General features: G+C 68.4%; 20 protein-coding genes, 1 tRNA gene and 3 pseudogenes. 18 read left to right on the top strand and 6 right to left on the bottom strand.

The features are described from left to right. Positions 1-128: 128 nt before the first annotated feature. Positions 129-1,208, top strand: a pseudogene (pknB, locus tag OG798_RS54385) (Stk1 family PASTA domain-containing Ser/Thr kinase); the annotation flags it as partial. An 861-nt stretch (positions 1,209-2,069) separates the two neighbouring features. After that, on the top strand, positions 2,070-2,378 hold the full coding sequence (locus tag OG798_RS54380) for an NUDIX domain-containing protein (RefSeq protein ID WP_323138663.1): 309 nt from the start codon (positions 2,070-2,072) through the stop codon (positions 2,376-2,378). Between the two features lie 308 nt (positions 2,379-2,686). Here the strand turns inward: OG798_RS54380 and OG798_RS54375 are convergent, their stop codons facing one another. Next, a complete protein-coding gene (locus tag OG798_RS54375) occupies positions 2,687-4,894 on the bottom strand; it encodes an ATP-binding protein (RefSeq protein ID WP_328755799.1) in 2,208 nt (735 codons plus the stop codon). 287 nt (positions 4,895-5,181) lie between these two features. Then, the gene (locus OG798_RS54370) at positions 5,182-5,778 is read right to left on the bottom strand and encodes a TetR/AcrR family transcriptional regulator (protein ID WP_121413735.1); all 597 of its coding nucleotides are present in this window, start codon (positions 5,776-5,778) and stop codon (positions 5,182-5,184) included. 109 nt (positions 5,779-5,887) lie between these two features. Here OG798_RS54370 and OG798_RS54365 point away from each other — a divergent pair, with 109 nt between their 5' ends. Further along, complete coding sequence (locus OG798_RS54365; protein ID WP_120984829.1) at positions 5,888-6,325, top strand: nuclear transport factor 2 family protein; 438 nt, start codon at positions 5,888-5,890, stop codon at positions 6,323-6,325. Positions 6,326-6,354: 29 nt separating this feature from the next. Here OG798_RS54365 and istB read toward each other — a convergent pair. Next, positions 6,355-7,020 (bottom strand): annotated as a pseudogene (istB, locus tag OG798_RS54360) (IS21-like element helper ATPase IstB); the annotation flags it as partial. Positions 7,021-7,306: 286 nt separating this feature from the next. Here istB and OG798_RS54355 point away from each other — a divergent pair. The 5 genes from OG798_RS54355 to crcB (OG798_RS54335) all read left to right on the top strand — a co-directional run bounded on the left by OG798_RS54355 (position 7,307) and on the right by crcB (OG798_RS54335) (position 9,825). Continuing rightward, the gene (locus OG798_RS54355) at positions 7,307-7,663 is read left to right on the top strand and encodes a DUF190 domain-containing protein (RefSeq protein ID WP_328755801.1); all 357 of its coding nucleotides are present in this window, start codon (positions 7,307-7,309) and stop codon (positions 7,661-7,663) included. Positions 7,664-7,814: 151 nt separating this feature from the next. Then, the gene (locus tag OG798_RS54350; protein WP_267063688.1) at positions 7,815-8,153 is read left to right on the top strand and encodes a DUF190 domain-containing protein; all 339 of its coding nucleotides are present in this window, start codon (positions 7,815-7,817) and stop codon (positions 8,151-8,153) included. 570 nt (positions 8,154-8,723) lie between these two features. Further along, positions 8,724-9,107, top strand: a complete 384-nt coding sequence (gene crcB, locus OG798_RS54345) for a fluoride efflux transporter CrcB (RefSeq protein ID WP_323138664.1) — start codon at positions 8,724-8,726, stop codon at positions 9,105-9,107. Then, positions 9,107-9,454, top strand: a complete 348-nt coding sequence (locus OG798_RS54340) for a DUF190 domain-containing protein (RefSeq protein ID WP_121413739.1) — start codon at positions 9,107-9,109, stop codon at positions 9,452-9,454. Before crcB (OG798_RS54345) ends, OG798_RS54340 begins: the two co-directional genes overlap by 1 nt. Then, positions 9,451-9,825 carry a fluoride efflux transporter CrcB gene (crcB, locus tag OG798_RS54335; protein WP_121413740.1) on the top strand — a complete coding sequence of 125 codons (375 nt, stop codon included), beginning with the start codon at positions 9,451-9,453 and terminating at the stop codon, positions 9,823-9,825. Before OG798_RS54340 ends, crcB (OG798_RS54335) begins: the two co-directional genes overlap by 4 nt. A gap of 62 nt (positions 9,826-9,887) precedes the next feature. Here crcB (OG798_RS54335) and OG798_RS54330 read toward each other — a convergent pair whose 3' ends face one another. After that, complete coding sequence (locus OG798_RS54330; RefSeq protein ID WP_435864178.1) at positions 9,888-10,253, bottom strand: DUF190 domain-containing protein; 366 nt, start codon at positions 10,251-10,253, stop codon at positions 9,888-9,890. Between the two features lie 176 nt (positions 10,254-10,429). On the opposite strand from OG798_RS54330, the gene OG798_RS57000 reads away from it, so the two are divergent. Beyond that, positions 10,430-10,738 carry a hypothetical protein gene (locus OG798_RS57000; protein ID WP_413253495.1) on the top strand — a complete coding sequence of 103 codons (309 nt, stop codon included), beginning with the start codon at positions 10,430-10,432 and terminating at the stop codon, positions 10,736-10,738. On the opposite strand, the gene OG798_RS54320 is transcribed toward OG798_RS57000, so the two are convergent. Continuing rightward, positions 10,725-11,723, bottom strand: coding sequence for an NADP-dependent oxidoreductase (locus OG798_RS54320; protein WP_121413742.1), 999 nt, complete (start codon positions 11,721-11,723; stop codon positions 10,725-10,727). The genes OG798_RS57000 and OG798_RS54320 overlap by 14 nt on opposite strands. Positions 11,724-12,314: 591 nt before the next feature. Then, positions 12,315-12,555, bottom strand: a pseudogene (locus OG798_RS56995) (hypothetical protein); the annotation flags it as partial. Between the two features lie 245 nt (positions 12,556-12,800). On the opposite strand from OG798_RS56995, the gene OG798_RS54315 reads away from it, so the two are divergent. From OG798_RS54315 to OG798_RS54275, 9 genes are all read left to right on the top strand, one after another. After that, on the top strand, positions 12,801-13,271 hold the full coding sequence (locus tag OG798_RS54315; protein ID WP_328755803.1) for a VOC family protein: 471 nt from the start codon (positions 12,801-12,803) through the stop codon (positions 13,269-13,271). A 383-nt stretch (positions 13,272-13,654) separates the two neighbouring features. Further along, positions 13,655-15,088 (top strand): dihydrolipoyl dehydrogenase family protein, encoded by a 1,434-nt coding sequence (locus OG798_RS54310; RefSeq protein ID WP_443054176.1) that lies wholly within the window; start codon positions 13,655-13,657, stop codon positions 15,086-15,088. 176 nt (positions 15,089-15,264) lie between these two features. Next, positions 15,265-15,681 carry a hypothetical protein gene (locus OG798_RS54305; protein ID WP_147474116.1) on the top strand — a complete coding sequence of 139 codons (417 nt, stop codon included), beginning with the start codon at positions 15,265-15,267 and terminating at the stop codon, positions 15,679-15,681. Positions 15,682-15,816: 135 nt separating this feature from the next. Continuing rightward, entirely contained in the window at positions 15,817-16,224 is a 408-nt protein-coding gene (locus tag OG798_RS54300; protein ID WP_267059819.1) for an SsgA family sporulation/cell division regulator, read from the top strand. A gap of 441 nt (positions 16,225-16,665) precedes the next feature. After that, positions 16,666-17,232: a TetR/AcrR family transcriptional regulator gene (locus OG798_RS54295; RefSeq protein ID WP_121413747.1), complete on the top strand. Its 567-nt coding sequence runs from the start codon at positions 16,666-16,668 to the stop codon at positions 17,230-17,232. 351 nt (positions 17,233-17,583) lie between these two features. Then, a tRNA-Met gene (locus tag OG798_RS54290) sits at positions 17,584-17,657 on the top strand. A gap of 796 nt (positions 17,658-18,453) precedes the next feature. Then, entirely contained in the window at positions 18,454-20,778 is a 2,325-nt protein-coding gene (locus tag OG798_RS54285; RefSeq protein WP_328755806.1) for a SpoIIE family protein phosphatase, read from the top strand. Positions 20,779-20,884: 106 nt separating this feature from the next. Further along, positions 20,885-22,849 carry a SpoIIE family protein phosphatase gene (locus OG798_RS54280; protein ID WP_267059821.1) on the top strand — a complete coding sequence of 655 codons (1,965 nt, stop codon included), beginning with the start codon at positions 20,885-20,887 and terminating at the stop codon, positions 22,847-22,849. 504 nt (positions 22,850-23,353) lie between these two features. After that, a complete protein-coding gene (locus OG798_RS54275) occupies positions 23,354-24,442 on the top strand; it encodes a glycosyltransferase family 2 protein (protein ID WP_075033438.1) in 1,089 nt (362 codons plus the stop codon). Positions 24,443-24,718 lie beyond the last annotated feature (276 nt).

The following is a 24,718-nucleotide window of genomic DNA, read 5'->3' as shown; positions in this document are numbered from 1 at the left end:
ATACCTCGGCATCAAACGCCATCGCAGCGACCCCGCACAGCGAGCCGGGTACCGTATGCCCGAACAGCACACCGCCGGACCACACGCGGGTGTGGTCGGGACCGACGGAGAGGGCTGGTAGGAAAGCTATGGAAGAGCCGCGTCGCCTCGGCGGCCGGTACGAGCTGGGCCATGTGCTCGGCCGTGGCGGCATGGCCGAGGTCTACCTGGCGCACGACACCAGGCTCGGCCGCTCCGTGGCGGTGAAGACGCTGCGCGCGGACCTCGCACGCGATCCGTCCTTCCAGGCCCGGTTTCGCCGGGAGGCCCAGTCGGCCGCCTCGCTCAACCATCCCACGATCGTCGCGGTGCACGACACGGGCGAGGACCACATCGACGGGGTCTCGATCCCGTACATCGTGATGGAGTACGTCGACGGGTCGACGTTCCGCACGCTTCTTCACAGCGGCCGCAAGCTGCTGCCGGAGCGGTCCATGGAGATGACCATCGGCATCCTCCAGGGCCTGGAGTACTCCCACCGCGCCGGAATCGTCCACCGCGACATCAAGCCCGCGAACGTCATGCTGACGCGCAACGGCCAGGTCAAGGTCATGGACTTCGGCATCGCCCGCGCCATGGGCGACTCCGGCATGACGATGACGCAGACGGCCGCAGTCATCGGCACCGCCCAGTACCTCTCCCCGGAGCAGGCGAAGGGCGAGCAGGTCGACGCGCGCTCGGACCTCTACTCGACCGGCTGCCTCCTCTACGAGCTGCTGACAGTCCGCCCGCCCTTCGTGGGCGACTCCCCGGTCGCGGTGGCCTACCAGCACGTCCGCGAGGAGCCGCAGCCGCCGAGCGTCTTCAACCCCGAGATCACGCCCGAGATGGACGCGATCGTGATGCGGGCGCTGGTCAAGGACCCGAACTACCGCTACCAGTCCGCCGACGAGATGCGTTCCGACATCGAGGCCTGCCTCGACGGCCAGCCGGTCGCCGCCGCAGCGGCCATGGGCTCCGTCGGCTACGGCGGCTACCCCGACGATCAGCCGACGACGGCTCTGCGCACGGACTCCAGCGCCGGCCCGACCACGATGCTGCCGCCGATGAACCTCTACAACGAGCGCCCGGACCGTCGCCGGCAGAAGAAGAACAACAACACGTCGACGATCCTGCTGGTCGTGGCCGGTGTGCTGCTGCTGGTCAGCGCGATCCTCATCGGCAAGTGGTTGGGCAAGCAGTTTTAGTCTGAAAGAGCGCTTTGTCCCACCGGTCGTAACCACTGGCACTGACATCGCCACGAGGCTCCGACCGAGTACCGCGCTGGGCCGTCCCTGGGCCGTGCGAGGCCGACCGGCGACGACAGGCGACACCCACAGGCGACCGCCCCCACCCCGCTCTGGCCTGGGCTGGCGGAGTTGATCTGCGACAAGTCGAGAGCCACACCACTCCACGGCAGAGCCCCCGCCCAAGTTGCTTCGGGACGAAGGCATCTTGGGTTCAAATCCCCGGTAGAGAAGTGACGGATCAGAGGGTCCTTACCGAATCGGTGAGGACCCTCTGGCCTTGCTTCCATCGACCGCGGTCTGTAAGGACGTGGGAGACTCGCGGGTGGGTAACAGGGCCGCCAGCGAGGTCTACCGGGGGATGACCATGTCAACGTCGTTTGCGGGCATGCTTCTGCCGCTGATTGCCATGGTGGGGGCGATCTGGCTTGCTTGTGCTGTTCTCGGCCTCCACGCCCTGCTCCTGGGACGTATGCCAGGCCGATGGCTACAGCGCCATGTTCGGCAGCCGAGACTCTGGGGAGCGGGTGCCCTGTTCGTTGCGTGGAGCGGGTTCGAGCATTCGTCGTTTCTCGTGGTCGGAATCGGCCTCATCGCCTTGGGGCACGTAGTGAAGCCAGCCTCATGATCGACTGTTAGCTCTTAACGTGTCCGTGTCTTGAGCGACGCGGCGGACGATACCGAAGGCTGAAGCGGCTGTCGGCACGTGCCATAGCCCGTGACACATCGTGCGGTCAATCACAATCAACGGCGGTTTGCTGTAGTCGAGATGCACCGCTGAGCTGGGCCCTCACCGAACCCAGGGTGAGCCACGCGGGCGGCCCGTACGGCTACGGCCGGTGGCACATGCCTTCCGGGAAGCTCGACCAGGGCGAGCCCCTGCCCGTCGGCGCTGCCCGCGAGCTGTACGAGGAGACCGGCATCACCGTCGACCCGGCGCACCTTCGCCTGGTCCAGGTTGTACACCACCGGCAGAGTCAGGACGTCGAGCGGATCGGCTTCTTCTTCGAAGCCACGAAGTGGGAGGGACAGCCCGTCAACAAGGAGCCAGAAAAGTGCATGACACTCGAATGGTTCACTGTCCACGACCTGCCCGACGACATCATCGAGTAACCGGAAGCCGGCCTGAACGGCTACCTGAGCGAGAGCAGCCCTCTCGTGGAACACGGCTGGCAGTAGCGCAAGTTCTGGCCAGACGTACACGCGTCTGGCCAGAACAACCCAGAGCGATGCGGAGGACGAAGCAAGGTGCCCCAGCTCCCCGTGAACGACGTTATGATCATTCCAGACGACCTGCCTCGCGGGAGTCCAGCTCACTGCCTGAGCGGCACCGGCCTCGTCCGAGAAGGACCCGTCTTGCCGAGGCAGGAACTCGGGTCCGATACGCGCACTTGTTGGGTAATTACTGAGGCCCTGCGTCGTCAGGAATTGTCCCTGGTTCGTGCGGCCACCCACAGAGCGATCCGGGTGCGTGAGCGCAGGCCCAGTTTGTCGCGGACCTTGTCCAGGTGGGTGGCGACAGTACGCTCTGAAAGACCTAACCGTGCAGCGATCTGGCGGTTGGTCAGTCCCTCGGCGACGAGCTCGGCGACCGTGAACTCCCGGCCCGTGAGCGGGAACTGGTCCACGACGACCGCCGTGGCGTCAGAGGCCGAGCTAGGGTAGCCGCTCCCTCTCCGCAGGGCGTATGCGACGAGCCGGTCTCCCCGCAGTCGCCGGCCACCGCTGACAGCAGCGTCCTGCGCAGCGGCCGACAGCCCTGCTCGCGCACGAGCCGCGGTCAGTTCCACCCGTCGGCGCCACGGGTCCTCCGGCTCGGTGTCCAGCCGACGGCGTGCCTGCGCGCTCGCCTCGTACAAACGCAGGGCTCGCCGCAAGTCACCGCTCTCGGCGGCCACGAGGGCCAGGCCCTCGACCGGGTACAGCGCGTGGAAGCTTGCTTCGGGGACGATCCGGAGCACCTCGCCGAACAGTGCCTCGGCGTTGTCCAGACGGCCCAGGGACAGCCGTACGGCGCCGGCGGTGTGTAGGGCGGCGGCAGCCCGGCTCCAGTGCGCCTGCGCCCTGAGCACCGGAAGACAGCGAGCCATGAGCAAGTCGGCCTCGGCCTCCTCGCCCGCCTGAAGCAGGGCCCAAGCCAGGTGATGGGTGCACCATGCTGTGTCCTCCCGTCGGCCGAGCGCGGAGACGACACGCAGGCAATAGCGCAGGTCCGCGACGGCGGCGGCGAATTCACCACGGCACAGCCGTGCTGCCGCCCGCGCGTCCAGTGCATTGGCGAGACCAGCGGGGTGGTCACGCGTGCGTTCCTGGCGTACCGCCTGCTCACCAAGGCGTAGCGCTGCGGCCAGGTCGGTCTGCTGGCAGGCGACACGGGTGGCGAGTGCCGCTACCGCGCGGCCGAGGCCAGGCCCGGCAGGCAGCCGCAGAAGTCCGTCCAGTAGCGAGCGAGCGGCCGAAGGCTGTTCATGCTGGTAGTACACGCGGGCCAGTTCCAGGGCCAGCCGGTCACTCAAGGGGCCATCGCTGCCGTTGGCGCTGGCCAGGGCCGCTGCGAGATTGTCCCGTTCGCCGGTGAGCGGCCCACCTGCCTGGTCGGCGAACACCTCGCCACCGGTGAGTTCCGCGAGGCTGCCCAGCCAGTCGAGGGACCGCCGCCGTACGGCGTCCAGCTCGCCCGACACGATCAGACGCTCCATGGCGCAGGCGCGAACGGCGTTCAGCTGCCGGAAGCGCGCGGGGTACGCGTTGCCCGGCAGCCGTACGATCAGCGACTTGGCCTCAAGTCCGCACAAGATGCCGAGAATTTGGCATGGGGCGACGCCGCCGCCGGCGCAGACTGCCTCGGCGGCGCCTGTGTCGAATCCTCCGACGAGCACCGCGAGGCGCCGGAAAACCGCCTGTTCCGTCGGCTCGAGCAGCCGATGGCTCCAGTCGATCGCGGCGGTCAGTCCGTTGTGACGACGGGGACCGGTCCGGCTTCCGTCGGTCAGAAGCGACAGCTGGAACAGCCGGTTGTCCAGTCCGGCGAGGATGTCGCCCAGTGGGAGCGTGCCGACGCGGTGCGCCGCGAGTTCGATGCCGAGCGTCAGACCGTCCAACCGACGGCATATCTCGGCAACGGTCGCAGCGTTGCTACGCCAGAGGGTGAAGCCGGGCACACGGCTGGCGGCGCGTTCGACGAACAAGCGGACGGCGTCCGAGCGCATGAGGGCGGCAGGGTCGTCACCGGTGCTGGTAGGCGGCAGAGACAGCTCGCCGACCCGGAACACGGTCTCTCCGGGAACCCGCAGCGCCTCCCGGCTGGTGGCCAGGATCCGCAACCGGGGGCAGTGACTCAGCAGGGTCGCGGCCAGCTGAGCGCACGGCTCTGCCAGATGTTCGCAGTTGTCCAGGATGACAAGCCAGGAGGTGTTGCCGATCGCACGGACCAGGGCGTCGGTGCCGGATCGCCCCGCTCGCTCGCCCACGCCCAGCGCGGTGGCCACGGACTGCGCGAGCGGAGCGTCGTCGTGCAGCGAGTCGAGTTCGATCAGGTCAACCCGCGCGTAGCGCCCAGGCAGCCCTTTGGCGAACTCCAGCGCCAGCCGCGTCTTGCCGACGCCTCCGGCTCCGGTCAGCGTGAGCAAGCGCGATGTCCTCAGCAGGGTGCGCAGGACGGAGAGTTCCTGGCGTCGCCCCACGAAGGAGTCGAGCGCTCGCGGCAGCCCGCGACCTGGCTAGGGCGTCCGCTATCGGCCCCACCGAGGCGAGTTGAACTGGCCCCGGTTCGCGGATGATTCGTGAAGATTGGGCGCTGTGTGGTGGCCCCGGTGGGCGGCTTGATTTGGGACCACCGCTGACAAAGGTGCGGAGCGGCGAGCGCCTGGTCGGATTTCAGCGCGGGCGGTGATCTTCGGCGCGTCGAGCGAGCGCGTCATGCCGTATTCCCGTCGGCGTGGGTGTGGCGTGGGAGCAGGCAGTCGAAGACGACCTCTGCCAGCCTCCCGGGCCTCTCACTCGTGCCGCGTCGGCGGCCGGCCGTCAGTGCGGCCACGACGATGGCCTGCACGTCTGCTGCGTCCACGTCGTCGCGCACCGCCCCGGCCTGCTGGGCGCGGGAGAGGAGCGTGCCGAACAACTCGCGCAGCTGTGCCGCCAGTTCCTCGGCCTCGACGCCCATGGGGGCGCCCGCCGCCGTGATGGCCTCGGTCAGGTCCTGCTTCGCATCGGCCTCGGCGGTCATCCGGGCGAGGAAGGCGAAGAACGCCGGCCCGGCCTCTGCCTCGGCCAGGGTGGCGCGGGCGTCGAGCGTCAGCTGCTCCAGGTGCTCGCGCACGACCGCTTCGAACAGCACCTCCTTGGTGGGGAAGTGGCGGTGGACTGTGCCCGGCCCGACCCCGGCCCGCCGGGCGATTTCGTCCAGCGGGACCGCGAGGCCCTCGGCGGCGAAGGCTGTGCGGGCCGTTTGCAGGATGCGCTCCCGGTTGCGGCGTGCGTCTGCGCGCAAGGGGCGCTGTCGCTCGGTGGTCAAGTGCCCTCCAGGGACGGGGGTTTGGAGTATTGATAAGCGGGGCCTGCGCCCCGTATATTCAATCACGTAACCGGGGCCATCGCCCCGGTTGCGTCGAGAGGAGTGTCCCATGACCACTGCAGCACCGTGTGAAGTCCTCCAGCATTTCCTCCGTCTGACCGCCGACGGCCCCAGCGAGGCGATGGCCGACCTGTTCACCACGGACGCCGTCTTCGAGATGCCCTACCTGCCGCCGGGCGCACCCGTGCAGGAGCCGGGACGGGACGCCTTCCGGGCCCACCTTCACGAAGGGGCGAAGCTGCAGAAGTTCACGGCCGTGGACCACGTCCAGGTGCACGAGACGACCGATCCCGAACTCGTCGTCGCCGACTACCGCCTCCACGGCCGCGTCCTGGCCACCGGGAAGCAGTTCGCCTTCGACATGGTGATGTTCGCCCGCATCCGGGACGGACTGATCACCTGGTCGCGCATCTACTCCAATCCGCTCGACGGGGCGATCGCCTTCGACGCAGCCGAGGGACTGCTCGCCGCGATCACGGCTGCTTAGGGCCCCTCGTCCCTGCTGATCACAGGCGATCACTTGGTCCCGTCGGCTTTGTTCGCCCTGGTGCGAGCCAGGCGATAGGACTCGGTGCCGGTCTCGATGAGGCTGGCATTGAAGGTGAGCCGGTCCACGATCGCCGCGCAAAGCCGCGGATCAGTAAAGGTCTTGGACCAGCCCGTGAACGCCTCGTTGGAGGCAATCGCGATGCTGTTCTTCTCCTCACGCTCCGTCAGAACCTGGAAGAGCATCTCTGCGCCGCGACGGTCAAGTTCGAGATAGCCGAGCTCGTCGATCTCCAGGAGGTCGACGCGTCCGTAGCGGGCGATGGTCTTGCCCAGCTGCTTGTCGTCGGCCGCTTCGACCAGCTCGTTCACCAGGGCGGCGGCGGTGGTGTAGCGGACGCGGTAGCCGGCCATCGCGGCCGCGGTGCCCAGGCCGATCAGCAGGTGGGACTTGCCGGTGCCGGAGTCCCCGATCAGACACAGCGGGTAGCCCTTGGTGATCCAGTCGCAGGTGGCCAGGGAGTGGATCACCGCCGGGTCGACGTTGGGGTTGGCGCGGTAGTCGAAGTCACGCAGGGACTTCTCGCGCGGGAAGTGGGCGGCCCGGATGCGGCGTTCGGCCCGGCGGCGGTCGCGGTCCTCGCACTCGGCCATCAGCTACTCGGCGAGAAAGCCCGCATAGGAGAGCCCTTCGCGTTCGGCTCGGGCGATGAGTTCGCGCCCTCGGGCTTGAGGCGGTGCAAGAGTACGCGTGTGGCCCAGCTCTACCGCCAGGGCGCCGGTGAGGTCGCCGAGGATCGCGGCGTCCGGGCCGGTGCCGGGCTTGGGAGTCAGGTCCAGCCGAGCGGGGGCGGTGACGCATGGAGGAACGTCTCCCCCACCGCAATGGCACCCCGGGACGTACCCGGTGCACCCTGGGAGTGGGCCTCTCCCGCGCCTGGAGCCACAGGCGTGTCCCGCTCTGCCGAAGGGAGGAGGCGTGATGTCCTCATCGGCTGGCTGGGGCCGGCTGACGATCTACCTCGATGAAGCGCGGCAGTGGCGGGGTCGGTCGCTGGTCGAGGAGGTCGTGCTCCGTGCGTGGGAAGGCAAGCTGCGGGGGGCAAGCGTGCGCCGTGGTATTGCAGGGTTCGGCGATGCCGGCACCGTACGCAGGCAGAGTGTGCTCCCGCTTGTTCAGCATCTGCCAGCCGAGATCGTCCTCGCCGACGACATGGTCGTCCTGCAGGCCTTCTTGACCCGCCTGGACCGTATGCAGGCGGTTCTGCTGGCGACCCTCCAACCCGTCGAGGTCGTCGATATCTCCGCCGGGGCCAGCTGCGATGCGCACGAGTGGTGAACGCCCCCGCCTGCGGCCATCCGCCCCATCCCGGCGATCCTCCCCGGAAAGGAAGCTTGCGATGACCCCGCACCTTCCCCGGCACCACCACGGGGACGACGACCTCCCTCCGCGCGCGCCCCGTGCGCCCCTCAAAGGCCCGGTCCTGCGCATGACCGTCTACCTCGGCGAGTGGGACCAGTACCACCACAAGCCGGCCTACACCGAAATCTTCCACCGCGCGCACCGCGCCGGGCTCGCCGGCGCCAGCGTCTTCCGCGGCTTCGAGGGCTTCGGTGCCTCCTCGCTCGTGCACACCACCCGCCTGCTCGACCTCGCCGAAGACCTCCCCCTGACCATTGTGGTTATCGACGAGGAGGACCGCGTGCGTGCCTTCCTCCCACAGGTCCGCGACGTCGCCCCCGAGGCGCTGGTCACCCTGGAGCCGCTGCAGGCGGTCTGCCATCTCACCGGCGTGCCTCGCCCTGCCGCCGGAGAGGAGATGCGCTGATGCCCGTCCTCATGGTCTTTCTGGCACGGGACTCCGGCCCGGCGTAGTCGGATCGAAGAGCTGGACGACCGGGTCGAGGACGTCGCATACGTCGGCTGGAGCGGTCCGCGCTCTCCACGGGGGTGTCCCGTCCCGTTCGAATTTCCCTCCCGGGCGGCAGGGCGACCAGCAGATAGGTAATTCCCGGTGAGATCACCGGCCTGTCCTGTCCCAGGTCTTGTTGCCGCTGAGTGAGCTTTGGGGTGTGACCGTCCCGCTCTTCGTTGTTTGCGAGACGGGAGTGCGGGTGGGCATGATGCCGCGCATCCCCAGGAGCGAGGTTTAGGGTGGTCGTACGGCATCGGTGGGGTCGCAGGAGATGGTGCCCGAAGGGCGGCAGTGACGCGACGACGGTCCTTGCTCACCTGGAGCAGGGACGGGTGCACGGTGGTCGGTGTGCAGAGGCGCGCGGGACGTAGCGGTTTGAGGAGTGTGGCCGGAGGGCTGAGGACGGTTGCCGGGCCGGCCGAGCGGGCTACGGCAGGCGAGGAGGCGCAGCTGCGGCGTGCAGCGCGCCGCCGGGAGTTCGCGGTGCTCTCTGTGATCGCCGTCGGTGGGGCGGTAGGGGCGGGCGCCCGCTACGAGGCGGGGCAGCTGTGGCCCACCGGCAGCAGCGCGTTTCCGTGGACAACGCTGGGGATCAATGCCGTTGGCTGCCTGATCATCGGCGTGTTTCTGGTGGCGGTCACCGAGGTGTGGTCGCCGCACCATCTGTTGCGGCCGTTCTTCGGCACCGGGGTGCTGGGCGGCTTCACCACCTTCTCCACGTACTGCGCCGACATCGAGCGCCTGGTCGCACAGGAGCGGGCCGGTATTGCGCTGGCCTACCTGGCGGTGACCGTCGTGGCCGCGATGGTTGCGGTGACGATCGGCGTGGCGGCCGGGCGCCGCGCCCTAGCCGGAAGGATGCAGTAATGAAGCTCACTGGTCGCGCGTTGCGCATGACGGTCTTCGTGGACGACACAGACACCTGGCACCACAAGCCGCTTTACACCGAGATCGTGCATCGTGCTCACGCGGCGGGACTGGCCGGGGCGTCGGTCTTCCGCGGGGTGGAGGGGTTCGGGGCGTCCTCGATCGTGCACACCACCCGGTTGCTGTCGATGGCGGACGACCTGCCGACCGCGGTTGTCATCGTGGACGAGGAAGACCGGATCCGTTCCTTCCTGCCACAGCTGGACGAACTGGCCATCGAAGGCCTGGTGACCCTGGAGGAGGTTCAGGTGGTGCACTACGTGGGACGGGAGGCCGTGAGCCGATGAGGCTCCTGCTGGTGCTGCTGGGCGGCGCCATCGGGGCCCCGCTGCGGTACCTGACCGACCGGGCGGTCCAGGCGCGCCACGACACGGTCTTCCCCTGGGGCACCTTCGCCGCCAACATCACCGGCTCGGTGATCCTCGGCGTGCTGACGGGGGCGGCGCTGTCCGGCGCCGCGTCGAAGGACGTGCAGCTGTTCCTGGGGACGGGGCTGTGCGGGGCGCTGACCACGTACTCGACGTTCTCCTACGAAACGCTGAGCCTGGCCGCGGCTGGCGCGAGGTTCCTGGCGTTCGCCAACGTGGCGGCTTCGGTCATCGCCGGGCTCGGAGCGGTGTTCATCGGCTTGGCCGTGGCCAAGGCGGTGTTCGGATAGGCCCCGCCCTCACCATCCGGACACCGCTAGGGCCACCGTTCGCTCCGGCAGCGCCGCCCGCGTCAGACGGCGTCGGCGTGCGTCTGGCCGATGCGGCCCACCTCGACCTCTTCGACGATCACCAGGCCCTCGGTGACCAGTTCCTTCAGCGTGGGCAGGAAGCACCGGATGCGTTCCTCTTCGTCGACGATGACGATCGCGAGCGGCAGATCCTGCTTGACCGACCACAGCCGGTAGCCGTGGATGACCGTGGATGCCCCGTAGCCCTCCACTCCGCGGAAGACGGACCCGCGGAAGACGGACGCGCCGGCCAGTCCGGCCTGGTGGGCCCGGTGCACGATCTCCGCAACCAGCGGCCTGTGCCCCCAGGTGTCGGATTCCTCGATGAACACCGTCAGCCGCAGGGCCCTGTCAATTAGCCTCATGATGTCCTCCTGGCCGCCACGCAGTGCATGTCGCGCCGCACCCCGCACCGCTCGCGGTGCGGCCGATCCCGTGCAGCCCTGGCCCGCAGCCGGGCCCCGCCGCCCAGCCGGTAGCCTCTCCGAGGCGGCCGGCTCACCGCCACTGGCGAGGTTGTCCCCTGCCTGCCGTGCGGGCTGTCATGACGGCTATCAGCACCAGGGCCAGGGCCTGGAGCCGTACGGACCTGCTCCGCCAGCCCATCAGCGGGCGGCACACGGAGCCGGCCGGTCCTCTCAGCGGTCCAGTGCGGGCAGGTGGCAAGGCCGGTGTCGAACATGATGCGGTCGACGGTCTCGTGCAGGGCGCTGTCGGCGCCGAGGACGGTCTCGAACCCGTCGGGCAGCAGATCGCGCGGCCGGTGCCAGTCGCACAGCTGCCCTTCCGGCTCTTCCACGAGGCGGGCGCCGCCAACGCCGCCACCTCTCGGCTCGTCCCTAAGCGACCGTGAGCACAACCTTGCCCCGGATGTGCCCCCGGGCGACGCGCTCGTGCGCCGCCCTGGCATCCGCGAGCGGGAACATGCTGTCGATCGCGACGCGAATCTTCCCCGCGTCGACCAAGCTCTGCAGTTCGGCGAGCTGCGCGCCGCTCGAGCGAACCGACACGGCCGTGACCGTGACACCCAGTTTCGCGTTCTCCTCGTCGTCGAACTGGCCGAAGTACACCGGGTAGAGGAACCCGCCGCGCTTAAGGGTGCGCAAAAAGCGCCTGCTGTCGGGACCCCCGACGGTGTCCAGGACCAGGTCGACGTCACGAACAACCTCCTCGGGCCGCTCCTTGGTGTAGTCGATGAACTCGTCGGCGCCGAGCTCGCGCAGGAACGTCTCGTTAGCGCCGGAGGCCACGGCGATGACGCGGGCCCCCTTCCACTTGGCCAGCTGGAGAGCGAGGTGCCCCACGCCACCGGCAGCGCCGTTGATGAGCACCGTGCTCTTGCTGCCGAGTGCCATCGGGCGGTGCTGGGCCTCCTGGAACGGCGAGGGATGATCGTGCCCGAGCTCGATCAGGAACTGCCACGCCGTCAATCCCGACATGACCAGGGCGGCGGCGCGCACGTGGTCGATGCCGGTCAGCTTGCGGGCGAGGTCGGACGCCGGCGCGGTGACGTACTCGGCGTACGCGCTGCTCTGGAGAAGGGTGGGAAAACGCAGAAGGCCGATCACCTCGTCTCCGACCGCGAAGCCGTTGACGTCGGCGGCGACGGCTTCCACGACGCCTGAGACGTCGGTCCCCGGAATCAGGGGGAGCTGGAACTCGGGCCTGATCTCGGGAGGTATGTCGGGCATCCCCTCGCGTGCATACCGGTCAGGAGGGTTGATGCCGACCGCGTGCACGCGCACGAGCACCTCACCCGACCCCGGCACAGGAACCGGCACCTCCTCGTAGCGCAGCACCTCAGGGCCGCCGAACTCGTGCAGCCGGATCGCTTTCATGGTCTGTCTTGGCACAGCGCTCTTCCTGCGTCTCTCGCGGGGACAAATGAAGTGAATCAGTGATCCACTTTTCCGGACCACTGATCCGAATATATGGACCACTGATCCGAATAGTCAAGAGGGGGCAGACGCGGGCCGACGCCAGGACGGACCCCGACCACCTGTTCGCCGCAGCGGGGACCGCCATCAGCGAGCAGGGCGTCGACATTCACGGCGCGACATCGCGCGCAGGGCCGACGTCAGGCTCGCGAGGCTGCTCCAACTCAGCACGCGTGGGCGTCACTTCGAAGGCCTGAGGCCTGGCGCGAGCGAGATTCCGACGACCGCAAGGAGCGTCCGGGCCCGACGGGGAGCGTCACCCTCAAGCCTGCAGACGAAACCGTCTCGCTCGCAGACCGACAAACTGGGCCGCACGCTCGACGGGAGCGGTTCGAGGCCGCGTTCGCCAAGACGGTCAAAGGGTGCCGGCATCGAGCCCCCCCGGGAGCGGACCGCGATCGCCGCGAATCGGCTGACGATGGCGGCGCGCACGAACAGTTCGAGACCCAGGGCACCTTGTTCGCTCCCTGCTTCTCGCCGGCCCGGGTCGACTCAGCAGCTACCGCGAGCCGACGGGACCCCGAAGAGGCGGTCGGCGCATGGTACGAGCGAGCGCTGATCGCCGAGCCGAGCGAAGCGTCGCCGACAGTGCAAACAAGTCGGCGCCATCAATCCGCGCCATGACCGCGCCCCAGGCGCGGGCAAGGAGTCGCGCACCGTGACGCAGCAGCGTCTCGAGTCCGGCCTCCGCCTTGCGCGCGATCTCGCGCAGCGACACATCGACGCCCCGCTCATGCATCAGCCCACATCTCCCCCTCTTGACCATTCGGATCAGTGGTCCATATATTCGGATCAGTGGTCCGGCAAAACGGACCATTGGTTCAGGTCGGACTGCAGCGGATCAGCCACTCCCCCTTCGGCGTCACGCCGCCCGCCGCAGCAGCCGGAGGCAACGAGACCCCGGCCGCGACCACCACCTGTTGAACCGGTGACGCATTGGGCGTAATCCACCGACGTCAAGAAACAAGGACACCCCCCATGAAACTGAAGCTCGAAATGATCGTGCTGCCCGTCTCCGACATCGACCAGGCCAAGGCCTTCTACGCGAAGGCCGGATTCCGCCTGGACGTCGACTACAAGGCCAGCGAGGACGTCCGGGTCGTGCACTTCACACCGCCCGGCTCCGAGTGCTCGATCATCTTCGGCGAGGGGATGACCCCCATCACGCCCGGCTCTTTCCAGGGCCTGTACCTCATCGTCTCGGACATCGAGGAAGCCCGCGCGGAGCTCACCGGCCGCGGCATCGAGGTCAGCGAGATCTTCCACGACGCAGGCGGCCTCTTCCACGGCCACGAGGACGGGAACGTCACCCACCGCCGCCCCGGCCAGGAGCGGCTGGCCGGCCTGCACCCCGAGCGCGCCTCCTACGGCTCCTTCGCCACCTTCAGCGACCCGGACGGCAACGGCTGGGTGCTCCAGGAAATCTCGGAGCGCCTCCCCGGCCGCTGACCTCCCCCACAAGCCGCCAAGCCACCGTCCAAGGGCTGCAACAGGCCGTCGCCGGCCCGGACGACAGCCAGTCCGGACCAGCACCTCTCGCGGTCCGGACCGAAGACCGGCACCGGACCGCCGGGCGAGCGCACGGGTGGGTGCTCTCCGCCGCCCGGCAGTCCGGCTGCCACGGGGCCGCGCTGGCCGCCACGGCCGACCCAGCCCGTGACCGCCCCTCGACCCCGTGCGGTGCGGCGGCCCCGCCGTCCGGCGGCAGGCAACGGCGAACGCGGCCGGCAAGGGGCCGCGGCCGTGGAGAGTCCGGCCCAGGCACGCAAGCAATGACGAACGAAACAGTGAGGAACACAGCAGTGACGAACGCAGCAGTGACGAACGCAGCAGTGACGAACGAGACCACCCGCACCTACGACGTGATCGTCATCGGCGCAGGGCCGGTCGGCGAGAACGTGGCCGAACGCGCCCGCTCCGCCGGACTCAGCACCGTGATCATCGAGCGCGACCTCATCGGCGGCGAATGCTCGTTCTGGGCCTGCGACCCCAGCAAGGCGCTGCTGCGGCCGGTGGTCGCACGTGCCGACGCGAGCCGCGTACCCGGACTCGACCCGGCCGTCGCCGGCCCCCTGGACGTCGAGGCGGTCCTCGCACACCGCGACAAGATGTCCTCCTACTGGAAGGACGAGGACCAGGTCGACTGGCTCAACTCCGTCAACGTCGACCTCATACGCGGTCACGGCCGCCTCACCGGCCCCAAACAGGTCGCCGTGCAGACCCCGGAGGGCGACACCGTCCACCTGACCGCCCGGCACGCCGTCGCCGTCTCCACCGGCACCCGCGCCGCCCTGCCCCCCATCCCCGGATACGACACCGTCCGCCCCTGGACCAGCCGCGAGGCCACCACCGCCACCAAGGCACCCGGCCGCCTCGCCATCGTCGGCGGCGGCGTCGTCGCCGTCGAGATGGCCACCGCCTGGCAGGCCCTCGGCTCCCAGGTCACCATGCTCGTCCTCGAAAACGGGATCCTGGAGCGTATGGAACCCTTCGCCGGCGACCTGGTCACCGAGGGGCTGCTCGAAGCAGGCGTCGACATCCGCTTCAACACCACCGCCACCTCCATGACACGCGAGGACGGCGAAGTGCGGATCACGCTGTCCGACGGCGGACAGCTGGCCACGGACGAGATCCTGCTGGCGACCGGCCGCGCCCCACAGACCCGCGACATCGGCCTGGAAAGCGTCGACCTCACCCCCGGCGACTGGCTCACCGTCGACGACACCTTCCGTGTCACCGGCGTCGACGGCGGCTGGCTCTACGCCGTCGGCGACGTCAACCGCCGCGCCCTGATGACGCATCAGGGCAAGTACCAGGCCCGCATCGCCGGCGCCGTCATCGGCGCCCGCGCCAACAGCGAGCAGGTCGACGACGCCCCCTGGGGCGCGCACGTCGCCACCGCCGACACGGCCGCCGTCCCCCAGGTCATCTTCACCACCCCCGAAGTCGCCTCCGTCGGCCTGACCAGCCGCGAGATCGAACAGAGCGGCCGCCGCATCAAGGTCGTCGACTACAACCTCGCCCACGTCGCCGGTGCCCACCAGTACGGCGAGGACTACCGCGGCCACGCCCGCATGCTCATCGACACCGACCGGGGCACCGTCGCCGGCGTCACCTTCGCCGGCCCCGGCGTCGGCGAACTCGTCCACTCCGCCACCATCGCCGTCGCCGGCGAAGTCCCCCTCGACCGGCTCTGGCACGCCGTCCCCGCCTTCCCCACCCTCGGCGAAATCTGGCTGCGACTGCTCGAGACTCACCGCGGCTGAACATGCTCCCGCCGGCATGCGGGGCGGTCCTGGCCCGCGCCCGGCGACCCAGCCGTCCGCAGGCAAGGAACGGACCTCCGACGCCCCTCCTTCTCGGGGCAATAGCCAGCCCTCTACCACCTTCTCGGACCATAGCCAGACCCTCTGTCAGAGGGCGCAGACCAAGGAAAATGATCATGAATCACATGTTTGGACGACGGGCCACCACCATGGCCGCCACTCTCGCTGTCGCAGCAACCACCCTGCTGGCAGTAGGCGGCAGGGCATCGGCGACGTCCGACCCGTCCGTCGACCGCACTGCGGACGCCTCTCACTCCTCCAGCATCACCGTCCAGTACGGCGACAATCGCGGAGGCGACCGTGACAGCGACCGCGACCGCGAGAGCAGCAACCGTCGCATCGACCGCGACAGCAGCGACCTGTATGTCTACGACAGCCACCGCAGGTGGGAGCGGAACGACAACAAGTGGCACCACAACAACGGCGGCCAGCAACACTCCTACGACGGCCAGCAGTTCCACCACTGGAACGCCGACAAGTGGGTCACCGTGAGTGCCAAGGCACACGGGCTCAACGACCACACCTCCCGCTGACCGTCGGAGCACAGGACAGGTACGTGCGTGTGCCCGGACATGCGCGGGCACCGACTTCGGAGGGTGTGGGTGCACCGCTGCCGGCTGCAGTGGTGCACCCGTCAGCCCGTCAACCTACAGCTGGAATCATGAGCGTTGCATAGATCAATCTCTTTATGCCGAGTTCACACTCACGCCGGACCAGCGGGTGAAGGTGCCGACCCGTCTCCTGTACGAACCGCGCGACCCTATGCCGTGCACATCATCTTCTATGCCGATACCGACGAACCGGTCGCCTGGGTGTTCGACCGCGATCTGCTGGCGCAGGGCATACTCCGGCCGAGCGGAGAAGGAGACGTGCGACATTGGCCCACCCACACACGGCCGGATGCCGTGCTGAGTCACGTACTGCCCCCTCCGCACAGGGCCGCCCACCTCACAGCCTCCCTCTCAGTGGTGACGCACTGGTTGGAGCGCACCTACCACCTGGTGCCGTCCGGGCGGGAGGGTGACGGCATCGACCTGAATGCCGAGCTGTCCCGGCTGCTACACGGGACGGCCTGATGAGGAGACATCCAGACCGCCGGCAGAGACCTCGTGTCACACCTGAAGCTGCCCCGTGATGGCAGGTTTCCAGGTAAGGCCGGCTCTCGTCGTTGGCGCTGAAGGCGACGTCGCCGATGAGCTTCATCCCGGGCCTACGGATGACACTCGCTTTCCCACCCGCCGCCCGCGCAACGAACCGTCCAGGGAGCCATCCTCCGGCGCGCCGCGAGCAAGCACCCGCGCCTGCGCTTGGACGGACCGTCCCCGTCTCGACAGGGACCTCGGCCGCACGACGCACTCCGCGTCAATTGACGCATCAGCACGGACGGCGGTAAAGGCCGCAGGAGGCGGCTCGCCCCTGCCCGCGCTACACGATACCCTTATCCGGATCAGTGATCCATGTAATCGGACCACTGATCCTAATAAATGGATCACTGATCCGGATACTCAAGGGGACAGATGCGGGCCGATGCCAGGAAGAACCGCGACCACCTGCTCGCAGTAGCGGGCGCCGCCATCAGCGAGCACGGCGTCGACGTGTCACTGCGCGACATCGCGCGCAGAGCCGATGTCGGTCTCGCGACGCTGCTGCGGCACTTTTCGACACGCGAGGCGCTGCTCGATGCCCTGCTCCACACGAGCTTCGGCGAGCTGACCGCCAAGGCGGACGCCCTCGCAACGGACGACTCGCCCGGCGATGCTCTCGTTTCATGGCTGCGCGAATGCGTCGGATGGACAACCGAGTACCGGGGCGCGGTCGTGCTGATGGCCGCCGCCATCGCGGACCCCGATTCCGCACTCCACGCTTCGTGCGTCACCCTGCGCGCGGCCGGTGCCCGGCTCCTTGCCCGCGCCCAGGCCGCGGGCCTGGCGCGGACCGACATCGACGGCGACGATCTGTTCGCGCTGGTGGAGGCGCTCGCCTGGCTCGGCGATCAGCGCTCGCTCGCGCCCCGCGCCGATCACCTCTTCGACGTGGTCGCAAGCGCGATCCTGACCAGCACGGCGAACAGCACCCGCAGCTGAAATCGTCACGCACGCAGACCGGCGAACTCGCCCCGCGCGCTCGGCAAGAGCGGCGCGGCGCCCAGGTCGCCATGGCGGCCAAGGTCGCCGGCGTCGGGCCGCGCGATACCAGGGAGCGGACCGCGACCGCTGGGAAGCGGCCGGCGAAGATGGAGGCGCGCTGCTGATACGACCTCACCCATATGCTTAGCAGTTTCCTGCCGCGCCGGCGCTGAGGGCGGTCACCATCAGACGCAGGGAATCCCGGTCTTCAGGCCGGGCGGGAATGCGCTCCTCGGTCTGGAGGCGCGAAGCGCCGGATTTCTCTGCGCCTTTGTGGTGACGGTCAGGCTGGGCGCTTCTGGTTGCTCACGCGGGGTGGAGCAGCTCGGTAGCTCGCTGGGCTCATAACCCAGAGGTCGCAGGTTCAAATCCTGTCCCCGCTACTGAAACCTGAGGGGCCGGCACGATGTGCTGGCCCCTCAGGCGTGCCCAGCCCGGGGCACGCGGTCGCAGAGCGCGGATAGGCACCTCTGAGGGAAGAGCAGGGGCGGCCGACGCCACCACGTCAACAACCCCGCTCAGAGACGCGCGGCCTGGGTTGGGAACCCGAAGAACACGCAAGCTCGAAAGGCGGCATGCTCTGCTCGCTCCTCTCACCCACGTTCCACGCGGCAAAGGCAAACGCGTGGGCCGCAACCGGCGGGGAGCCACACCCTGGACTCCGTGCCGACCAGCTGCGCGTCCGGGCTGCCCGCACTCCTGGGACAGCGCCACGGTCGCAACCTGACTGGATCCCACCTCAGGCACCGGGCGCAGCCACCGCAGACACCGGGCAGCGTGGACGTCGGGGCTGCGCACCGCCGAGCAGCCAGTCGACTGACCGGCGGGCGCCCTCCTGAATGCACGGCTGCTGTCCGGGGTGGTCATGCCCGTGCGGCACCCCGTGGGAGCGCGCGGGCTACCGGCCGGTGTCTGCGTACGGGGAGTTGCAGTAGTCGACGCTGTCGATGACCACGCATGCCGTGAAGAGGACGATCGGATTGCTCTGGATGTCGGTGGTTTCGCTGCAGGTGTTGTTGCCCTTGAAGTTCGACAGCGTCTGAAGGTTTCCGATCTTGCGGTAGTAGCGGACGGCGACCGTAGCCGTGACCTGCTGCGCTGGTTCCCTTCAGTACGACATCCCTGGTGAGAGGCGGGCTGAGCCGATCGGCGTGACGATGAGGGCGGAGGTGTTTTCGCATGCCCACCGGTGACGTGCTCCTACTCGTCGATGAGAGTGGCCGGGTGATCGAGTGGGGGCGTCCGGCCGAGGAGCTGTTCGGTTGGTCCGCCGAAGAGGCCGTCGGCCAGTCCGTGACCGCACTCATGCGTGAGCTCGCCGCTGACGGCAAACATCGGGGGGAAAGCTTCTCGGATGCGGCCGCGGTGCTGGTCAAGCCGGTGTTGCGGGGTACTTCCGTGGTGTGGCAGATGCTCGCAGCGGGGGACACCATGTCGGGGCAGGACGTGGCGATCTTGAAGGCTGCGTTCACCCATTCCCCGGTGGAACTGCACGTCCTCGACAATCAGCTGCGCGTGGTCCGCATGAGCACCGCCACCGGCGGGATGCCTGACACACCAGTGAGGCACCTGCTGGGCAAGCATTTCACCGAGGCGTGTGAACTCGCGGACTCCGAGGAAGAAACCGCTGTGGCGCAAAGGGTCCTGGAGAGCGGAGAACCGGTCGTGAACCGGATCGTCCATTGCATCAAGGCACCAGGCCAGCCCGCGCGTATCCAGTCCGTCTCCTACTTCCGTGTGGAGGACTCTCACGGCAATGTGGTCGGACTGGTGGCGTCCACGGTCGACGTCACCGAGCGGGAGAACGCACAGAACCGCCTGGCCCTCCTGGACACGGTCCGCACACAAGTGGGGCACCGGCTGAGCGTGATGGATGTCTGCTGGGAACTGGTGGAGGCGGTAGTGCCAGCCTTCGCCGGCATCGCCGACGTCGAGGTGATCGAAGACGTCGTCCGCGGAGAGGACCCTCCCCTGGTACCCGTCCACGGGGACGTCCCACTGCGCCGAGCAGCATTCCAAGGCCCAATCGCGGGTCACCCGCTCGGAGCCGTGCGGCCCCTGCCGGTCGGCACCCCCTTCTCGGACGTCCTGTCCGACCTTCGGCCGCGCCTCGTGGCGATCGAGGAGGACAGCTCGTGGCTGGCCGCCGACCCGGCCCGAGCCGACGTCATCAGGCGATCCGGTGCCCACTCCCTGATCGTGGCACCGCTGACATTGCGCGGTCATGCCCTGGGCGTGGTCAGCTTCTACCGCCACCAGCAAGAAGACCCCTTTGAAGAGGAGGATGTCGCGTTGGCGTCCGCGATGTGTACGCACGCTGCGCTCTGCATCGACAACGCCCGTCAGTTCATGCGCGAGTGGATCATCGCGCGCACCGTCCAGCGCAGGCTTCTCCCGCACCAACCGGCCACACATTCCACCGTGGAGATCTCCCCACTGCACCTTCCCGCTCCGGAGGGCGGCGGCGCGTGGTCCGACGCGATCGCGCTGCCCGGTGCACGGACCGCGCTGATCGTCGGCGACGTGGCAGGCCAAGGCATCGCCGCAGCCATCGCGATGGGACTCCTGCGGACGGCCGTCCATACGCTCGCCGCCCTGGATCTGCAGCCCGACGAGCTGCTGGCCCGCCTCAGCGACACCGCAGCCCGTCTCGTGGCCGCGCGGGCAACGCTTCCTCCCACGGATCCCCTCAACCGCGAGCCGCTCACCGCCGGCTGCATCATCGCGATCTACGACCCGGTCGATCTCACCTGCACCATCGCCCGCGCCGGCCTCCCCGAGCCGGTCGCGGTCTTTCCCGACGGCACCTCGGCCAGCTTGCCCGTTCCCCCAGGCCCCCAACTCGCCGAAACGGGCAACGCCCCTTTCCCCGCGACCACCGTCGACCTCCCCGAAGGAAGCACTCTGGCGATGGGCACGGCCGCGCTCGCGGACGCGGTCCTGGCACCATCGGGTCCCCTGCGCCCGCTCCTGGACGGCGCCAGCACAAGGCGCCTGCCGGACGTGTGCGACGACATCGCGCACGCGCTCACAGCCGGCCACCCGACCGGCGAGAGCCAGATGCTGCTCGCCCGCACGAAGGCGCTGCCCCAAGACCGGGTACTGACCCTCGCTCTGCCTGCGGACCCCGAGGCTGCCCCGATCGCCCGCGCAGCGGCCCGCCGCCAACTGGAAGCCTGGGGCGTGGACGAGGAAACGGCGTTCACCACCGAGCTCATCGTCAGCGAGCTCGTCGGCAACGCTGTCCGCTACGGCGCTCCGCCCCTGCAACTTCGCCTCGTCCTGGAGCGGATGCTGACCTGCGAGGTCAGCGACACCGCGGCCAGCGCTCCGCAGGTGAAACATGCCCGCACCATCGACGAGACAGGCCGAGGGCTGTTCATCATCGCGAGCGTCGCGGAACAGTGGGGCACCCGCTATCAAGCCCGGGGAAAGACCGTCTGGGCTGAGCAACCGGCAGTGGTGTCAGCGGAGCGCCGGAACGCTGCCGGGCGTCCTGCGTGAGCGCGGCAGGGGCTGCCCGCCACGCCGAGCGGCTCAGCGAAAAGACCGCAATACGATGGAAAAGGATCGTTTGGGCCATCGCTCGAGGATTGTCAGGGAGCGGCAGATGGATACCTGGGACGAATTCCTTCGCTGGGCCACCCCATCGGCTCTTCTGACGCCAGATGGCACCATCCACTCCCTCAACGCCCCGATGGCCGCGACGCTGGGCAGGCCGGCGGAGCAGTGCGTAGGTTACGACTTTCTCGACTTGCTGCCCGAAACGCAGCGAGCCTCGGCCGAGAGCCTGCTGATACACGGGGCCACGACGAAGACGGTCGCGATGCGTGTGCTGGAGTTCTCCGGACCGGACAGAGCGTCCGTGGTCAGCCTCATCGAAGCCCGGCCGGTGAAGGATCCCGCAAGTCGCGAGCGGCTGGTGTGGGTGCACTCGGTGGACGCGCGAAACGACCCGGGCGGCCTGCTGATCCCGTTCCGGCTGGCGGCCGCAGCCGCGGACCTCGGCCTGTGGATGTACGAACCCCGGAAGCGCCGGCTGGACTGGCTGGGGGGCGCACCCGCGCTGGCCTCGCTGTTCCCGCATGCCTCGACGTCCTTGGCCAGGGTGGTCCGGCGGGTTCACCCAGGCGACCGGGAGGCCCTGAGACGGCTCGTGCGCTCGACCGGAGCCCAGTCCTCCTGGATCAGCCTGCGGTTCCGTGCTGAGAACAACGGGTGGAACCACATCGCCTGCCAGACCCGTCGGATCCAGCTGGGCTATGGCGGCCCTGAACAGGTCTTCGGGGTGATCCGCGACGACACCCTCCTCGAGGCGGGCCGACAGAAAGCGCTGGCCACGCTCTGGGCAGAGCGGCAGCGTGCCGACGAGATCGCCGCCTTCTCCGCCGCCCTGATCACCGCCGCCACGGAGCAGGAACTCCAGCAGGTCGTCCTGACACGGGTCGCCGCGACCTTCGGCGGCACGGGCGCCGTGCTTACGCTCCTCGACGGTGAGACAGGGCGGCTGCACGCCTCCTCCGATGCCAGGATCGACCCGCGGCAGGCCGACGCCATGGAAGGCGTGTCTCTGGATGAATCGCAACCGCTGACCTGTGCGATCCGAACCGGCACGCCGCACTTCATCCCCAATCACGAAGAACTCATACGCGACTGGCCGCAGACAGCCAGTATTCCGTGGCTCGGCTCCTTCGTCGCCATTTCGATCGCCCCGCTCAGTCCGGTCGGCGACCAGCCGCTCGGGGCCTGGGCGGTGACCTACGACAGCGAGCACCACTCGCCCCCGGACGAACGTGCCCTCATGAGTACTCTGGCCGACCTGGCAGGCCAGGCACTCAGACGCATCCGATTGCAGCAGGCCCGCGTCGACCTGGCCGCGGCGCTCCAGCAGAGCATGCTGCCCACGCTGCCCGAGCATCTCCCGGGCCTGGAGGTCGCCGCCCGCTACCGGCCCAGCCGCGACGGGCTCGACATCGGCGGGGACTGGTACGACGCCTTCGTGATGCCCGGCGGTGCGGTGGCCCTGGAGATCGGCGACAGCCAAGGACACGACGTGGATGCCGCTGCCTTCATGGGACAAGTACGCACCTCCATCCGCGCGATCGCCCCACACGAACCGGAGCCGGCCACCGTGCTGACGCGCACCAACGAACTGCTCGTCACGATGAACGCGGCACGATTCGCCAGCTGCACCATGCTCTACATCGGCCCACGCGAAGGACAGGTCACCGGCACCAGCGCAGGCCATGTGCCGTTGCTCTGCATACGCGAGGACGGCAGCAGCGACATCCGCGAACTGCCGGGCGGTCCGGTGCTGGGAGTCCTGTCAGGCACCGACTACCTCGAGGAGACCTTCACGCTCGAGGAGGGCACCGCGCTGATCATGGTCACCGACGGTGTGGTCGAAGGACCGGGCCTCACACTGGACGACGGCCTGGAGCGAGCCGGAACACTGGCCGCCCAAGCCCTCCACGACGGGCTGAACGCCGAGGCGATCGCTGACCGAATCCTCGACGCCGCGGTCGCGGTGGACCACCTCGACGACGTGGCCGTGCTGGTCATCAGACGCATATGACGACGCCCTTCGTGAAAGCAGTGCGTTCGAGATCCAGTTCATAGCGCGGCAACGTATGGCTGCCGCGCGTTGCGGGGCGGTCCTTTCCAGGTCATCGGTCGCCTTGGCTCTCACTGCGGCGGTGCCCGGCTACTGGCGGGTGAGCCCGGCGGGATCGATGTCGACGGGAAACGGTGCGTGGATCCGGGTGGTCGCGCCCCGTTCTCAATCCATATGCGGCCGTCGCATCCGACCTGCAGCACCGCAGATCAAACGGCCTGCCAACGTAGCAAAACCCGTCGCAATCTACCTGCGGGGGCGCAGGTCAACGATAAGGCGCTCGCAGCAACATCAGTGAGACCTCACAGCCGAAGTCGGCGGCCACCTGCTCGAGTGTCACGTCCGGACCGCGGTTCCTCGCGACCCGCGCGACGTCCCCGCGGAACTCCTCGGGATAAGGCTTGGGCACAGCGACATCCTTCCGACCCGCCCCACAGGGCAAGCCAGTTCAGATGTCACCCGGTCGTGCACCAGACCCTCACGTCCGATAGCTTGTCATGCCTTGAGCTGCCGACCTATGTTTCGATGATCATGCGCACATCCCCAATGATCAGCGTCATAGTCGCCGCTCACGACCTGCAGGGTCAGCTGGAGAGCTGCCTGCGTTCGATCCTGAACCAGTCCTTCCGGGATCTGGAGGTCGTCGCGGTCCTGGACCAGTCGCCTGAGTGCCCTGCGAACGTGGTGGATGACTACGCTCAGCGTGACGGGCGCGTGTCCGTCGTGCGCTTGAAGGGTGTCGTCGGCATCGGCCGGATACGTAACGCAGGCGCGGAGCACGCCGCCGGTGATTACCTGCTGTTCCTGGACAGCGATCACATCGTCGGGGGTACAACACTTCAGGCCATGGCCGACCAGCTGCAAGCTACAGACGAGCCGGACGTTCTTCTCTTCGGGCATACGCGTCTGCATCACCGTCGCTCCTGGCACGGTGCCGCCGCCGAGCTGATTGCCCAGCAGGGGCGTGAGTCCTTCGCCCCGATCGATCTGCCTGAGTTGTTCGGTGCCCCCGCCTACTCCTGGGACCGCTTGTTCCGCCGCGACATGTGGATCCGGCAGCACCTCTCATTTCCCGACGGTCTCTACGAGGAGGTCTCGGCCGTCCACCGCGCCATGCTCGCCGCTGACCGGATCGGCGTTCTGAGATGGAACTGCGTGCAAATCCGCCGCCGGCTCACCCAACACCCCGCAGACGCGCCAGGCGGCACCCACTTCGACGTCTTCGCCAGGTACGAAGAGAGCTTCGGTCTGCTGCAGGAGCGCACCGCCCTGGACGCTCTGGCTCCCTTTCTCTTCACTCGCATGATTCGTCACTACCTCTTCCTTCTCAATCTTGAGGGGTGCCTCTCCCGCGCCGAGCGCCCGCAGTTCTTCCAACGCGCCAGCGAGCACTACCGCCGATTCCTCCCCGACGGCTACGAGCGCCCCGATGGCCGCGAGGGCGTCAAGTTCCAACTCGTCGCGAGCGGGATGTACAGCGCTTTCGAGGCCGCCAGGCTCCCTCAGCTCGCACGCGGCTTCGTCTCCCGGGGCGCCACCGTCCGCGGAGGGTAGCGCAGGCTGAGCGGCACCGACCGGGACACTCAATGTCAGGACGTGGCCTCACGCCCGTGACACGGCTTCCCGCCGCGCCGACGGGTGAACTCACCGAGCAGCCAGTCCTGATCCTCGACCTCCTCGCCAAAGTGGGTCTTCAAAGTTGAGCGGTCCTAACTTGTTCGTGGGTTGGACGGGCCATCGTAAGGTCCAGAGGCCCAGAGACACCGGGTATGGCTTTTGAGGGCGTTGTCACGTTGCTGTGTGTGTGGGTGCCTGATGGCGCGTCGGAGC

The sequence above is a fragment of the Streptomyces sp. NBC_00271 genome, from assembly GCF_036178845.1.
GTDB lineage: Bacteria > Actinomycetota > Actinomycetes > Streptomycetales > Streptomycetaceae > Streptomyces.
Note: the sequence above shows the minus strand (reverse complement) of the source record. Positions and strands in the feature narration are given on the sequence as shown.